Raw genomic sequence first — 15042 nt, 5'->3', positions numbered from 1 at the left:
CATCACCCAAGCGCCCCGCAATGTCCTGCGGCACTCAAAAAGGAGCACAACATGTCCCAACTTTCCAAACGTCTTGCTCTCCCTGCCCTGGCTCTGACCCTGTGGCTTGTCCCCTGCCAGCCCGTGAGTGCAGACATGGACGCTGCCGTGGACTACATGCAAAGCAAGGGCAGACAGTTCGGCAACTTCCTGGACTCGACCTTCGACAACATCACGGGTGAGCCGCAAAAACAGCGCGAGCAGGTCGAGGCCCTGGCAACCTTCAAGGGCGAGACAAAGGTCAGTCGCGAAGAACTCTATTTCGGCCTTGCGCAAGACTCCGACTGGACACAGGTGCAAAAGGACAAGAAGAAGGGCGAGGTCCTTGGCAAGATAGTGCGCTGGGAGTGCCAGGTAGACGACATCAAATCCCACAAGAAGAACTCCTACCGCCTCACAAGCGCAGACAATGCCGGGAAGATTGCCCTGGATGTCTATCTTGTGGCACGCAATGCCAAGGAAAAGGAGCGCATCGAGAGCCTCAAACGCGGAGACACAGTGACTGTGACGGGGCTCGTGGAATCTCTGAACAAGGACAAAGCCGTTCTCAAGCCAGCCCTGATCAGGTAGAGGTCTTGTGCCCTGCCCATTTCCGAATCTCCCCCTGTTGAGAGAGCATGCAGGCCCCATAGCGCGGTTTTTCCATGGCTTCCCTATCCCCCAGCGAAAAAAAGCGCTCCAGCAAGTCCTCCGACAGAGTTTCAAAGAAGGCGTGTCCAAACATCATGTACTTGGGCTTCACTTCCCCAGAGCATCTCACCGACCTGTGGGAGGAAAGCCACAGGAATGAGCCCGGGGAAACCAGGGCTGCAGAGCTTTGGCGCACGCTTCACTCCGGCGAAGTGACAAAAGTGGGTGAAACGATCGAAGCCCTTGCCAGAGAACTTTGGGACCTGCACGAAAAGGGCTCAAGGATTGCCACCTATGCCGTGGCACAAGGGAAGCTCTCGGGTACCTTTTTGCCAGCGGATCCAGAGGAAGGCGAGAGGCTGCTTCACACACTCTGTGACGAGGGCTTTCCCGCTGCCTTTGCGCAGCTTCTCAAGGATGTCACAGTAGAGAACCCTGAACAGCGCACGCCGTGCAGCGCAGAGATTCTTGAGCTCATTGCCAGGGGAACGGAGCTTGGACTCGATCGCGCTCTTGTTCTCCAAAGTCAGGCCTGGCTCAAGGGCTGGGTTGTTCTGGAGCCTGCCGAAGCCAGGGAGCTTGCCATCCGTTTGCTGAACGCTGCCCGCAATGGGTGCTGGGAAGCCCTGCACACGCTTTTGCAGCTCTACGCGAACGTTCCGCCAGACGTCATGACCGAGGAATTTCTGAAGTCAGCCCTGGCTGCAGGCTGCAGCCAGGGCTGACTGGACGGAGGCCATGTATGTCCTTGGCGCCGAATACCTCCAGGCCACGGTGCTGCCCCTGAACCTTGAGCTTGGCAAAAAGAGGCTCTTCAAGGCCTGGATCAAGGGCAATCTGGACGCTGGTTGCCTGTATTCCGAGCTCATGGTTGCCCAAAAGCCTTCTCCAAAGACCATGCAGCAGGTGAGGGAAATCCTGGAAAAGTGCTGCAGTCTCAAACACCCCAGGGCCATGTTGAGCATAAGGAATTTCCTTCGACGATCTCTTTGGCAAGTATCTTTCATGGGTAAGGACGATCACCGTGACCGATCCCTACATCCGCCTCTTTCATCAGATACGCAACTTCATGGAACTTTTGGAAACCATCCTCAGATTCCGCACAAGTGGCGAGGAAATCCATGTGCACCTTGTGACCTGCGCGGAAGAAGGCAAGCCCATGCAACAGCTTGATCAGCTGACAAGGATTCAGGAGTCTGCCCAGGAACTGGGCGTCTATGTGACGTGGACCTTTGATAATTCCGGGAGTCTGCACGCAAGACACATCGTCACGGACACAGGCTGGAAGATTTCACTGGACAGAGGACTCGATATCTTTCTCCCCTACCCCATGAATGACGCATTCTCCTTTGCCAACAAGATGCAGCAATTCAGGCGCTGCAGAGCATTTGAGGTAACCTACATACGGCTTCAGAAGCAGGGTTGCCAAGCTCTGTATGAGGACTGATCTACGGCATCGCCCCTCCATGGGGGGATGAAAAGAATGCTCCTGCAAGGGATCCCATTTGGATCCCTTGCAGGAGCAGGATACTTGCTCGGACAGCACTTTTGTCAATAGAAGGCAAAAGTTACCTTTTTGGTTTACGACATATCATGCAAGTACAACACTGCCTGCATTCCCCCTCTTACGAGTGGAGAATGCGCAGACAGAGTTGGTTTAATCCACGCACCCGCGTGGGGTGCGACCGGCTATGCGGGGCATACTAGAGGCGATACACTGGTTTCAATCCACGCACCCGCGTGGGGTACGACAGGAGGATATGGCGCAGTCTGTTGCCAATCATGATTGGACAAAATGCTGTGACCAATTCCCCATAAGTCAAAGGTAACCAAATACTCACAAATCTGCAATAATCGTGACGATGCTATCACGGCATTTTCATCTGAAATCTTTTTGTTTTTAGGGAGTTACGCAATTTAGCACTGTTCGCCAAATACAGATTCATTCGCTCCCAAGCTTCCCCAAATACGCAAAAAGCGCACCCCCTGTCCAAAGACAAGAGGTGCGCTATTTGCAATTGTATTGCTTGGCTAAAGGACTAGTCGGAGTTCTTGTCCTTCTTGAGCCAGCTCATCATCTGACGCATCCTGTCGCCCACTTCCTGCAGCTGATGCTCGGACTCGATGCGACGGGTGGCCAGGAAGTTGGCCTTGCCACGGGCCTTGAATTCGCCGATGAAGTTGCCAGCGAAGGTGCCGTCCTGGATTTCCTTGAGGAGCTGACGCATGGCCTTCTTGGTGTCCTCGGTGACGATACGGGGACCAGCGGTGTAGTCACCATACTCGGCAGTGTTGGAGATGGAGTAGCGCATGCGGGCAAGACCACCCTCGTAGATCAGGTCGGTGATGAGCTTCATCTCATGCATGCATTCGAAGAAGGCCATCTCGGGCTGATAACCGGCTTCCACCAGCGTTTCGAAGCCAGCCTTGATGAGGGCGGAAAGGCCGCCGCACAGCACGCACTGCTCGCCAAAGAGGTCAGTTTCGGTCTCTTCGCGGAAGGATGTCTCGATGACACCGGAACGGGTGCCGCCGATGCCCTTGGCGTAGGCAAGGGCGTTTTCCTTGGCCTTGCCGGAGGCATTCTGGTAGACGGCAATGAGGTCCGGCACACCGCCGCCTTCGGTGAAGGTGCGGCGCACGAGGTGACCGGGGCCCTTGGGGGCAACCATGATCACGTCAACGTCTGCCGGGGGCACGATCTGCTGGAAGTGGATGTTGAAACCGTGGGCGAACATGATGGTATTGCCAGCCTTCAGATGGGGGGCAATCTCGTTCTTGTACACATCGGCCTGCACTTCGTCGGGCAGAAGGACCATGATGAAGTCAGCCTTCTCGCTGGCTTCGGCAACGCTCATGGGCTCAAAGCCGTGCTGCTTGGCGAGCTCGTAGTTGGGGCCGCCGGGGCGCTGACCAACAATAACGTTCACACCGGAATCGCGGAGATTGAGAGCGTGAGCATGACCCTGGCTGCCGTAACCAAGGATGGCAACCGTTTTGTCCTTGAGCTGAGCGAGATCGGCATCGCCGTCATAATAGATTTTCATTGGAGTGTGCCTTCTAAAAAAGAAAAGTGTTCAATGCCCTTCCCTTAGCGGGAAGGACGTATTGAAGATTTGTGCTTTTGCAAAGCTTTGTCAAGAAAAAACTGATCAACCAATCAGTTTTTTTTCAAAGCCGGCTCGGCATGGCCTTGAGGGCCTTGCCGAGCCTTGAAAAAGTCCTATTCGGTGCGGCGGGACCTGCGCATGACAACGGAGCCTGTGCGGGCGATTTCCTTGATGCCGAAGCGGTGCAAAAGTCCCACAATGGCCTCGAGCTTCTCATGATCGCCTGTGGCCTCGATGGTGATTTCGGTGGGGCTCACGTCGATGACCTTGCAGCGGAAGATGTCCACTGTGCGCAGGATTTCGCCGCGCATGGCGCCTTCTGCCTGCACCTTCACGAACATCATTTCCCTCTCGACAGCGGGGATGTCGGAAAATTCCACAACCTTGATGACGGAGACGATCTTGTGCAGCTGCTTCATGATCTGCTCAAGGATCTGCATGTCGCCGTAGGTTGTGATGGTCATGTGGCTTGTTCCCTCTTCAAGAGCCGGAGCCACGTTGAGGGAATGGATGTTGTAGCCTCTGCCGCTGAAAAGGCCCACCACGCGGGAAAGCACTCCAGGCTCGTTTTCCACAAGCACGGAAAGCACATGTCTGTCTTTTTCGTTTTCCATCATTGTCGGGGCCTCCTCTACACAAGCAGCATTTCGTCCAGGGACGCGCCTGCCGGCACCATGGGATACACGTCTTCCTCGGGCTCAATGACCACGTCCACGATGGCGGGATTGGGCGAAGCAAGGGCCTTGCGCAGGGTAGGTTCGAGATCCTCCCTGGCTGTGATGCGATAGCCCTCGGCACCGTACGCGTCGGCCAGTTTCACGAAGTCCGGCTGGCCGTGCATGGAGGTGAAGGAATAGTTGTGCTTGTAGAAAAGTTCCTGCCACTGGCGCACCATGCCAAGGTAGCCATTGTTCAGGATGATGATCTTGATGGGCAGCCTGTTTTCGACAATGGTCGCCATTTCCTGGATGTTCATCTGGATGGAGCCGTCGCCGGCCACATCGATGACAAGCTTGTCCGGGTAGGCGAACTGGGCACCCACTGCTGCGGGCAGGCCGTAGCCCATGGTGCCAAGGCCGCCGGAGGTGAGCAGGGTCCTGGGGCTGTCGAAGTCATAGAACTGTGCAACCCACATCTGGTTCTGGCCCACTTCGGTGCTGATGATGGCGTCACCGCCAGTGATCTCGCGCAGGGTGCGCATGACCTGCTGGGGCTTTACGTAGCGGCCCTCGTCGTTCCAGGTCAGGGGCTGCTCTGTACGCCAGTTCCTCAAAGTCTCGCACCAGCTCTTGTGCTTTCCTTCCCAGTCCGTCTCGGCGTACTTGGTTTTGGCAAGCTCAAGCATGCCCTGCAGGGCAAGCCTGCAGTCGGCAACAACCGGCACGTCCACCTTCACGTTCTTGCGAATGGTGGTGGGGTCGATGTCGATGTGCACGATCTTGGCCTTGGGAGCAAAGGTGGAGAGCTTGCCGGTTACGCGATCGTCGAAGCGTCCGCCAACGCAGACGATGAGGTCAGCGTTGTTGAGGGACATGTTCGCTGTGTAGGTGCCGTGCATGCCCACCATGCCAAGCCACAGATCGGAATGGCTGGGGAAGCTGCCAAGACCCATGAGGGTACAGGTCACTGGGCAGCGGACCTGATTGGCAAACTCCGTGAGCTCCTGGGATGCGTTGGAGAGGATGACGCCGCCGCCTGCGAGGATGACGGGACTTGTGCTCTCCTTCAGAACCTCCATGGCCTTGCGCAGCTGGTTGTGGTTCGGCCTGTAGTTCGGGTTGTAGGAGCGCATGGTCACATCCTCGTTGCTCCACGTGAACTCGGCCTTGCTCACCTGAACGTCCTTGGGCAGATCGATGAGCACGGGGCCGGGACGGCCTGTGCGCGCGATGTAGAAGGCTTCGCGGATGATCCTGCTCAGCTGGGTCACGTCCTTCACAAGGTAGTTGTACTTTGTGCAGGGACGGGTGATGCCCACGGTGTCCACTTCCTGGAAGGCGTCGTTGCCGATGAGGCCTGTGCCAACCTGACCGCTGATAATCACTAGAGGAATGGAATCGCAGTAGGCCGTGGCAATGCCCGTTACCGTATTTGTGGCACCGGGGCCAGAGGTCACCAAGGCTACGCCGACCTTGCCTGTGGCACGCGCATAGCCGTCAGCTGCGTGGACAGCGCCCTGTTCGTGGCGTACCAGGACGTGCTTTATCTCGGGATACCTTGTGATGGTATCGTAAATATCGATAATGGCACCGCCCGGATAGCCGAACATCACGTCCACACCTTCTTTTTTGAGAGACTCAAGAAGGATTTGTGCTCCTGTCAATTCCATTGCTCTACTCCATACATGGGGACCGTATCGTCAAAAAACCATATTCCCCCCGGTTTTGCCAGGACCAGGCCCTGAGCAAAACCGGGGGACAGAATATGAGACTGTTGTCAACGGTTCCCGGATTATCTGGCAGCCTTCAACGCGTCGATTCTGTCTGCAAGGCGTGTCTTGGCGTCCAGCTTCTGCTTCTTCAACTGTTTGAGGCTCTGCTCTTCTGCAGGGCTGCGGAAGGGCTTGGACTCAAGCTTTTCTACCTGCTTGCTCAAGAGGATATGGTCTTCCCATAGCGACTTCAGTTCAGGATCCTTTTCGGCATTTTCCTGGATGAAATCACGATCTTGCTGGTCCATAACGAGTCTCCTGTACAAATAGAGGGTTGCCACAGCATGCGCTGTGGAAAAAGGGGGGGGTGCCCCTGAGTATTAAGGATAGAAACTATATATGCGCTGACTTACAGCCCCATGGCCACCTGCTGCAGGGAGCGGACCACAATGAGGTCAAAAAGCTCCAGGGCAATGATGAGAATGAGGGGCGAGAGGTCCACCTGCCCGAGTCTGCTGAAGGGCAGTTTGCGGCGAATGAAGAAGAAAACCGGCTCCGTGAGCTGATTGAGAGCGCGCACGGCCGGGTGGTAGGGGGAAACGCGAAACCAGGAGATCACGCACGCTGCCAGCACCACGAAGATGTAGGCGGAAATGAGCATGTGCAAGACGACTGCTATCGCGTTGAAAACATTGGAAACTATGAACAAGGGTCACTCCGTGCAGGGAGATTTTGGCTATTGTCGGAGAAATTGGGGCTGCAATCTTTCCTGCAGCTCTGCCCAGGAAAAGACGGTCATGTCCGCGTTAAGCGGGATCGCAGGGTGAAAGGCCACAAAGGGAATGCCTGCAGCCCTGGCCGTTTCCTGGTCCGTTGCGCTGTCCCCTACATAGAGGACGTCCTGCGCAGTGCAGTTCCAGGCCCTGAGGATGGAGAGGGCTCCATCGGGAGCGGGCTTTGGACGCGCCTTCGAGGCGGTCACTACAGGATCAAAGTACGGCGGCAGGGAGAAAATGTCCAGAACGGCCTGCATGCCGCCTTCGGTCCTGTTGGTCAGGACAGCCATTCTGATACCATGATTATGCAAAACCTGAACAAAATCAAGGAAACCGGGGTATATTTTCACCAGAGGCATGATTTTCTGCCTGTAGTTCACCACATCCCTGCCCATGTGGGCAATCTCGGGGTGCAGCTCCTTTGGCAGAAGGCTTTCAAGCGCCTGGGCAGAGGTAGCCATGAAGCAGTAGCGCTCCTGATCCTTGCGCATGGGCGGAAGGCCGTAGTGCTCGAGGATGAGATTGTAGAACTGCCTGTTGGCGTCCGTGGAATCGATCATGACCCCGTCGCAGTCGAAGATGAGCCCCTTAAGCGCCATGGCTTTCTCCAGACACAAAGGCAAGGCTGACCATTTTTCCGCGCAAGGGGGCCTCGACAGAAGAGACGAGCTTTTCAAGGGCTATCCGCACGCCGGGAACATTTTCCCCAAGACCTGCCGCAAACTCGCAAGGAGCAGCCTTTCTTGCCACGTCCTCGAATTCCCCGAAGGGCTCTGTCAGAACAAAGATCGTATCCTCTGGACAAAGGACGCAGGCAGCTTTGAGCAGGACGCGCAGATTGCTGCTTTTGCGCTCGCCTGCCACAGCAAAATCCGCGATTTGGGCAAGGTCCCCGAAATCGTCCACGTGCTCTGCCGCAAAGCTTGCCTTCATGGAGGCCACGTCCCTGTTTATGCGCTCCACGATGTCCGCCATGTCCGCGTCGTCTTTTTGCTGCAGCCACAGCCAGGCGAGCAGACGCTGGGACTTCTGGCGCAGGGCAAGCATCTCCCTTTCCCTGGCCTCGCTGTCACAGCCTCCCTGCAAAAGGGCTTCGACGGCCGCGCGCTCCTCGCGCGCCCTGCGTTCCTCCTCGTCCCGCACGCCTTGCATCATGGTCTCGCACAGGACATCGGATCCACTGACTGATTCTGCGGCAAAGCGCTCGAGCTCACGCACATAGGCTGCCATGTCCTCCTTGCCAAAGGGGAGATTTGGGGGAACAAAGGCGCGTGCTTCGCTTTCCTTCACCATGCGCGCGGGCAGGCCCGGATCAAGCCTTGCCACAAGGGGGTAGGCCTTCTCGCAGGCAAGGGTTCTTCCTGTGCCGTACAAATCGGGCAGCCAGACAAAAATCTGCCCTTCCGGGGCCTGGTTCTCCCCGCAGTGAGCCTGTGCGTCCATCGTACACCTCGCAGTTTCCGGGGGGCTTGCGCCGCATCCCGGGCATGTGGAAAAGGGAAGGTGGTATTTTGCCCGCACGGCCCCTTTCTTGCAAGAGGATCTGCGCGTCTTTTTGCTAGTTTTCCTGCTGCAAGAGGCTTTCCACCTCAGCGACACTCGCTGCAGTCTCCGGATCCGTCACTTTGGCTGGCCTGCACAGCTGTACCATGTCGCGCAGATATGCCTTGCGCTTGCTCAAGTAAAACGCCAGGGGGCGGGCAAAGTCCCTGCCCACAAGGCCGTCCACCATGAGCTGACTCACCTCGCGCTCGCGCAAGAGCACAAGCTGGGACAAGAGCACGACCATGCGATCCGCACCCGTGAGACTGCGTATGGTCATCCGCAACGCTTCCTGGGCGCGGGGCTGGTAGTACCAGATGTACATCATGTCCAGGGCGTTGACGATAAAGGTCAGCTCAAGCCTGCGCGCCTCTGTCCCGCCTCTGCCCTTGAGGCCGCCGGGTCTCGCCAGACTGAAGAACACGTCTTCCTTCGGGAAGAGCAGCTCCAACATGGTGTAGGTATCAAAGACAGAGCGCAGCTTGTTCGCGTAGTCCGTCCTGCGCATGCGGATGTTGACCCTGCTGTCCGCAAGGCCTTCGATGAGGGCTGCCACGGAGTCCGAGGCGCACTTGGAGATGACGCTTGCCAAGGGTGCGAGATAGAAGGCTATGTCCGTCACCCCGCACAGGATAAGTATCTGGGCAAAGACGGAGTTGTAGAGGGCTGCCACGGGAATGGCCAGGATGGCCCGAAAGAGATTGCCCACAGCCGCAGCCCTGGGAAAGCCCCGGTAGATGTTGTGGGCAAAGATGTAGAAACCGTTGACAACGTTTAAGGCAGCAAAGATCAGCATGGGATTGTCCATGACGCTTATCCCAAGCGTTCGCTCGAAGAGAAGGTCTCGCATGAGAAATTCGAGCAAAAAGACGCTTATGCCTGTGTACATGAGCGAATCGCACAGGCGGTTTAAGCTTACATGATCGCGCCAGTGCAAGAGGTTGTTGCGCGAAAGGCCCTTGGCAGCGAGCACCATCTGTACCACATTGCGCACGCCAGTGATGCCAAACCAGATAAAGGCGCCAAAGCAGGCGAGGAACCACCATTCCTGTGTGTACATGAAGGACCAGAAGGCCGGGATGAAGCCCACCAGTACCTTCATGATGTTTACAAGGCCGTTGTTCAGGTAGAAGCGTCCGGGAGAGGTTCCCTCTTCCTTTTTTTCCTCCAGGGGCGAGGGCGTGATGGGACCAAGCAGATTCACGATATTGCCCGCACGGCTCTCGCGCATGGTACCCACGGGACTTGCCCAGATATCGGTGCGCTCAAGCCCGAGATTTGCGCACAGGGGAAGCCCATGCATGCTCTGCAAGAGCACATCCATGGGCCCCAGGTTCTCTGGCTCGCGAAAGATGGTGTGCTTTTCCACTTCCGCGCGTATGGGCACACGGGGCTTGCCGGCCTCGATTTCTTCCAGATAACGTGCGCTGCGCCTTGGCAAGGTGTCCGTGACCACAAAGCCCATGCCAAAGGCCCTGGAACGGTTGCCGGATCCTGTTCCTATGCGCGACTTCAAAGGCAGGTTGCGGTAGCGCTCCCAAAGAACAGGGACACCGATGAGGATTTTTTCGAACTTCTCGGCCCTGCGCTCGTCACCTGCTTCGCGCATGGAGCGTATCATCTGGCGTATCATCTGCTTTAGGCGCGGGGCCTGGCCGGAGTTCAGGGCAAAGCGCAGCTCGCCTATCTCGTGCACGTTGTCCTGCTTGCCGCTCACAAAGGCGCGCATGCTGAAAAGCTCAAGGTGGGTTATGGCGCCCTTGCAGTCCCACAAAAGCTCAAGCACATCTTCCACGCTGAGCCCGCTTGTGCAAAGGACAATACGGCAGGAGGAGATGGTGTGCAGCTCCCGCACAAGCTCCCTGGGGCTCAGGGTCATGAGCTTTGGCAGGCGCTTCAGATCGCGGGGAAGCTCTATGCGCGGCAGCTCCTCGTGCATGGCGCAGGAAAGCCACTCCGTCTGGATGGTGTCGGAGCAGACCTTCTTGAGCAGTGCAAGCTGCTGGTCTTCCTCCTCAGTCCTTGGGCTTTTTAAGGAAAGCTCCTCAAGTCTTTCCTCCACCTGGGGGGAAAGGAGGGTATTGAGGTATTCGGCAAGGCGCTCCTTGTTGGCATGGCCCCTGCCCAAGTAGTTCAGAAAATCGTCCTCGCCCACAGGCGGAATGACAAGGCCGTAGCAGCGGGCGTAGTCCGGGCGCAGGGTCTCGTTCCAGATGTGCAGATCCTTCAGGACCTGGTCGCGCGTAAAGGAGACCACATTGCGGCCTTCGGCAGTGATCTTTGCCATCTTTGAGGAGGACAAAAAGTCCAGAAAATCCCTGTCCGAGAGAAAGCCTCTGGGAATCCAGACAAAGGTGACAAAGCGGTTCCTGAAGGGGACGCGAAACTCTATGCCTATGCGAACAGTGATGCCCACGATGGCGCCTGCTGCGAGCACCTCGCTCACGGCCTCCAGATCCACGCAGTTGTCGTAGACGACAGTGAGGTGGCGCAAACCCTTGATCCAGGCGTCCATGATAAGGTGGGTGGGACTTTTGCGGCCCTTGGTGCTCATGTCGTAAACATGATCGTCAAAGGCCATCTGGTTCCACTCCTCGGGCATTTCGGGCAGATGGTAGCGGCGAAGGAGGCGCCTGATCACGCGTGGGGTTCCCTGGGCAGCGGCGCGGAAGTCGTGGGCGAGCTTGAGCTGCTGCTCCTCGTTGCCGTAGGCACGCACCATGCCCTTCATGATTTGCATGAGCACGCGGGCCGTGTTGCGGCGCAGGGTGGTGTGCGCGGAGTTGATCACCTCGTCGTAGAGCACGCGCAGGCCCAGGAGCCTGTCCTTGGCCTGGGATCTGGTCGTTTCGAGATTGTGCAGAAGGTTGACAACAGCATAGGCCATGCGCGCGGCCGGAGTGTCCACCAGCTCCTTGATGCCGTGCGGATGCAGGTCGGGATTGGCAAGCAGGTCAGCGGTCGAGCTGGCTCGAAGAACGCGATTGACAAGCTGCAGGATATCGTTGTCACTGCGATCAAAATACATGCGTGGCAAGGTTCTGCCCCCCAAAACAAAAAAATCAGGGGCGCGCGGCCCAATGACGCTGCGCGAAAGCCCATATAAAAAAGGAATCCTGGCGGGTTGCCCTATTGGACCCGCCAGTGTTCACGAGTTTGGAAAAATTGTAACGATTTTGTCACAAAGGTCAAATGCGTGCGATAAGATTGCGAACTGACAGATGTTTTTTGCAAATGGCCAGCTTCAGGAAAAGGTTCGGGACTTGACAAGGGTATCCATCTTGCACGGCAAGGGCAAGGCTTGTCCGTGAAGTATTTTGAGGCTATTGCTGTCCTGTTCCTGTCCAAATTTCACACAACAAACGCCAGTAATATGATACGACACGCTCTCTTCCTTCTGACAGCCACCCTGCTCTCTCTTCTGTGCCTTGCAGCACCACAGATTCAGGCCCAGCCCCTGCGCGTGGCCCTTCTGCTTGAGGGACAAAGGGACGATCACGCCAAAAACAGCCTCATGTGCCAGGGCCTTGCCAATACCGCAAAAAAATTCCCCGTGCAGGCAAGCGTCCTTGAAGCAAAAGGGGATCTTGGGGCAGTCTTTGCGAAGGCTGCGAAAGAGCACGACCTTGTCCTTCTGGCCTCCCCAAGGCTGCACGAGATCCTGCGCTCCCAGGCCGGAAATTTCCCAAGGACATCCTTTGGCTGCCTTGACACAAGCATCCTTGGTCTGCGCTCGAAAAACATCATGTCCGTGACCTTCGCGGACGCGGAGCCTGCCTTTCTGGCAGGGGCTGCCTCTGCGCTCATGGTTGGTGCAGGACAAAAGCTCGGCTGGCTTGAAGATGAGGAAAGCCCCCAGTCAAGAACCATGCTCGAAGGCTTCATTGCCGGCGCACAGATATCAAGGCCGGACATGCGCATAGTGCGCCGTGAGGCCAGGGGCAGGAACATGGATGCATTGCTTTCCGAGATGCGGACCGAAGGGGCAGCCATGGTCTTTCTGGCAACGGGCCCGCTCACAAGGGAAAGTCTGGCAGCCCTTGCGGACCAGCCTTTGTGGGGTGTTGGCCTCGACATGGACCAGTCCCCTCTTGCCCCAAAAAAGATCCCCTTCTCCCTTGTGAAGCGCTTCGACAGGGCTGTGGAGGAGCTTGTGCTGGCAAGGGCAAACGGCACCTTCAAGGGCAGGGAGACCCTTGTCTACAATCTTGAGAACAAGGGAGTCGCGCTCGTGCAGGCCAGGGACGCAAGGCTTCCCGCAAATGTCCAGCGCCGTCTGCAGGAGCTTTCCCGCGAGCTTGAAGCAGGCAACATTGTCCTTGAAGACAAGAGGACACCCACCCTGTGCAACTGCCTGGACTAAGGGTGCGGAGTATCCCTTACTATTTTTGGGGACACGCGCCCAGCAATGACGCGCGGACACGCAAATTTTGCCTTGACGATAGCCCTTCAAGGGTATAATGGTTCCTTTTGTGCCGGAGTGGTGGAATTGGTAGACGCAGAGGACTCAAAATCCTCCGGGGGCGACCTCATGTGAGTTCGAGTCTCACCTCCGGCACCATTTTTCCTTTAGGAAACAACAGGCCACGGAAGTGGCCTTTTTTGTATACGGGCCCAAAGCGTGGGCCTTTGGACAGCAACAGGGACGGCCTTGAGTGGACATACAGCGCAAACTCCTCATCCGTGACCTTAAGCGCCTTTTGCAGGTGCTGCCGGCAAAGACGCGCCTGCGTGTGGCAGGCCTCTTGGTGCTCATGCTCATCCTGGCTCTGGTGGAGGTGGCCTCCATCTTCTCCATTTCCCTCATGGCCATGAGCGTTGCCACGCCAGAGAATATATTGAACCATCCCAAGATGCAGCTCATCTACGGGTGGTTCCCCTTCCTTAGGGTTCTGTTTGCGGACACGCGCTACTTTTCCTTCACAACCGGCGTGCTCGTGGTGGCCTTCATTATACTCAAGAACGCATTCACGGCCCTGACCAACTGGCGCTCCGCAGTCCTTGGCGAGGACATCTCGAAGTACGCGGGCTGCACCATCATGGATCACTTCCTGAAAAGCGACTACATGGCCCACATGGCAGGGGACAGTACGGCCATGTTCCAGGCCCTGAACTGGCGAACGCACCTGGGCACGTTCCTTGTGAACATCATGTCCACCTACACCTACGCCTTTACGGCCGTGGCCCTGCTTGTGACAGTCCTCTCGGCAACCCCTGGCGCCATTTTGACAACGCTTGCCGTCATCTGCGCCATTGTCTACGTGGTCTACCGCAGCATGAAGACCTCCATAGACAAGAACGCCCAGACTGCCTCGCAAACAAGTGCAGACCAGAACCGCACGACCATGATGGCCATGAAGGGCATACGCGAGGTCATCCTCTACCGCCAGCAGGAAACCTTTTTCAACAAGTTTGCAAAGTCCTGTGAAAACGGGAGACGCCCCCAAGCCTTCTTGCGCATAGCGCCCCCCATTCCGACCTGGATATTGGAAACCTTCGGTTTTTTGAGCATCCCCACAACCATCTTCCTGCTCATTCAGCAGGGAGCGGACATGGTGGCCATCACCGCAGTGGTTACCATGATTATGCTCGTTGCCTGGCGTGTTCTCCCCATTCTGAACAAGTCCTTGGGCTGTCTTGTGCATCTGAGGGTCGTGCGCCCCATGGCCATGACCTGCCTCGACAAGCTCGAAGAAATACAGCGCCTGCATCTGCCAGAGCCGGCTGAGCCGGATCCAAATTTCCATTTTGACAAAACCCTTGCCCTTGACAACGTGTCCTTCCGTTACCCGGGCGCAGAACGGGACAGCCTCTCCCACATAAGCCTCTCTATTTCCCACGGCGAACAGATAGGCTTTATCGGTGCCTCGGGCTCTGGCAAGACCACTTTGGCTGGCATTCTCTGCGGCCTCATGAACATGCGCGAGGGCCGCATGCTGGTAGACGGCGAGCCCCTTACGGACAGCCGCAGGGCTGCCTACATCCAGCGCGTGGGCTATGTCTCCCAGTCTCCCTACATCTTCAACGGAACCGTTGCCGAAAACGTGGCCTTCAGCCAGTGGGGCAAACCCTACGACGAGGAACGCGTGAAGGAAGCCTGTCACATGGCTGCCCTGGACATAGTGGAAAAGGACAGCAAGGGCATACTCTACCCCATTGGCGACAACGGCGCAGGACTTTCCGGAGGCCAGGCTCAGCGCGTCTCCATAGCAAGGGCCCTGTACGCAAGGCCGGACGTGCTCATTCTCGACGAATCCACCTCGGCCCTGGATATAGGCACGGAACAGGCCATCATGGAGACCATACAGAAACTCAAGGGGCATCTCACCATCATTATCATTGCCCACAGGCTGAGCACTGTCGAGCGCTGCGACAGGCTCTTCTGGGTCGAGGAAGGACATCTGCACAAGATTGGTACTCCAGCAGAACTCCTGCCGGAGTACACGGCATCGCTGATCTCGAAGGAATTTGCACAACAGCAGGAAAACAGGCAGGGTACAACATGTTGACCCTCTGGCACGACTTGTATTAGCAACTGAAACATGACCGTCCAGGCAGGATCGACAACCCGAGT

The 15042-nt window shown here is 56.9% G+C and carries 14 protein-coding genes and 1 tRNA gene; 6 read left to right on the top strand and 9 right to left on the bottom strand.

Annotated features, from left to right (window positions below):
* Positions 1-51 precede the first annotated feature (51 nt).
* Positions 52-609 carry a hypothetical protein gene (locus B5F76_RS05400; RefSeq protein WP_087352069.1) on the top strand — a complete coding sequence of 186 codons (558 nt, stop codon included), beginning with the start codon at positions 52-54 and terminating at the stop codon, positions 607-609.
* Positions 610-683: 74 nt separating this feature from the next.
* Positions 684-1394: a hypothetical protein gene (locus B5F76_RS05395; protein ID WP_087352067.1), complete on the top strand. Its 711-nt coding sequence runs from the start codon at positions 684-686 to the stop codon at positions 1392-1394.
* On the opposite strand, the gene B5F76_RS05390 is transcribed toward B5F76_RS05395, so the two are convergent.
* Positions 1362-1634, bottom strand: a complete 273-nt coding sequence (locus B5F76_RS05390) for a hypothetical protein (RefSeq protein WP_087352059.1) — start codon at positions 1632-1634, stop codon at positions 1362-1364. The genes B5F76_RS05395 and B5F76_RS05390 overlap by 33 nt on opposite strands.
* 5 nt (positions 1635-1639) lie before the next feature.
* Here B5F76_RS05390 and B5F76_RS05385 point away from each other — a divergent pair, with 5 nt between their 5' ends.
* Positions 1640-2116, top strand: coding sequence for an MIT C-terminal domain-containing protein (locus tag B5F76_RS05385; protein ID WP_087352057.1), 477 nt, complete (start codon positions 1640-1642; stop codon positions 2114-2116).
* 592 nt (positions 2117-2708) lie between these two features.
* On the opposite strand, the gene ilvC is transcribed toward B5F76_RS05385, so the two are convergent.
* From ilvC to B5F76_RS05345, 8 genes are all read right to left on the bottom strand, one after another.
* Positions 2709-3716: a ketol-acid reductoisomerase gene (ilvC, locus tag B5F76_RS05380; RefSeq protein WP_087352055.1), complete on the bottom strand. Its 1008-nt coding sequence runs from the start codon at positions 3714-3716 to the stop codon at positions 2709-2711.
* A gap of 176 nt (positions 3717-3892) precedes the next feature.
* Positions 3893-4396 carry an acetolactate synthase small subunit gene (gene ilvN / locus B5F76_RS05375; protein ID WP_239406968.1) on the bottom strand — a complete coding sequence of 168 codons (504 nt, stop codon included), beginning with the start codon at positions 4394-4396 and terminating at the stop codon, positions 3893-3895.
* 14 nt (positions 4397-4410) lie between these two features.
* Positions 4411-6108 carry a biosynthetic-type acetolactate synthase large subunit gene (ilvB, locus tag B5F76_RS05370; RefSeq protein ID WP_087352053.1) on the bottom strand — a complete coding sequence of 566 codons (1698 nt, stop codon included), beginning with the start codon at positions 6106-6108 and terminating at the stop codon, positions 4411-4413.
* Positions 6109-6230: 122 nt separating this feature from the next.
* A complete protein-coding gene (locus B5F76_RS05365) occupies positions 6231-6458 on the bottom strand; it encodes a DUF465 domain-containing protein (protein WP_087352051.1) in 228 nt (75 codons plus the stop codon).
* Positions 6459-6559: 101 nt separating this feature from the next.
* The gene (locus B5F76_RS05360; protein WP_204218335.1) at positions 6560-6859 is read right to left on the bottom strand and encodes a YggT family protein; all 300 of its coding nucleotides are present in this window, start codon (positions 6857-6859) and stop codon (positions 6560-6562) included.
* Between the two features lie 27 nt (positions 6860-6886).
* Positions 6887-7525: an HAD family hydrolase gene (locus B5F76_RS05355; protein WP_087352049.1), complete on the bottom strand. Its 639-nt coding sequence runs from the start codon at positions 7523-7525 to the stop codon at positions 6887-6889.
* A complete protein-coding gene (locus tag B5F76_RS05350) occupies positions 7515-8369 on the bottom strand; it encodes a hypothetical protein (protein WP_087352047.1) in 855 nt (284 codons plus the stop codon). The genes B5F76_RS05355 and B5F76_RS05350 overlap by 11 nt, the downstream gene beginning before the upstream one ends.
* A gap of 115 nt (positions 8370-8484) precedes the next feature.
* The gene (locus B5F76_RS05345; protein WP_087352044.1) at positions 8485-11496 is read right to left on the bottom strand and encodes a hypothetical protein; all 3012 of its coding nucleotides are present in this window, start codon (positions 11494-11496) and stop codon (positions 8485-8487) included.
* A 345-nt stretch (positions 11497-11841) separates the two neighbouring features.
* Here B5F76_RS05345 and B5F76_RS05340 point away from each other — a divergent pair, with 345 nt between their 5' ends.
* The 3 genes from B5F76_RS05340 (at position 11842) to B5F76_RS05330 (ending at position 14977) form a co-directional block, all read left to right on the top strand.
* Positions 11842-12831: a BMP family lipoprotein gene (locus B5F76_RS05340; protein ID WP_144268390.1), complete on the top strand. Its 990-nt coding sequence runs from the start codon at positions 11842-11844 to the stop codon at positions 12829-12831.
* A gap of 111 nt (positions 12832-12942) precedes the next feature.
* Positions 12943-13029, top strand: a tRNA-Leu gene (locus tag B5F76_RS05335).
* Between the two features lie 94 nt (positions 13030-13123).
* Positions 13124-14977: an ABC transporter ATP-binding protein gene (locus tag B5F76_RS05330; protein WP_087352039.1), complete on the top strand. Its 1854-nt coding sequence runs from the start codon at positions 13124-13126 to the stop codon at positions 14975-14977.
* Positions 14978-15042: the final 65 nt, after the last annotated feature.

Origin of the sequence: Desulfovibrio sp. An276 (genome assembly GCF_002159665.1) — a bacterium.
Lineage (GTDB): Bacteria > Desulfobacterota > Desulfovibrionia > Desulfovibrionales > Desulfovibrionaceae > Desulfovibrio > Desulfovibrio faecigallinarum.
The sequence above is the reverse complement of the archived record's forward strand: the minus strand, read 5'-3'. Positions and strand labels throughout refer to the sequence as shown.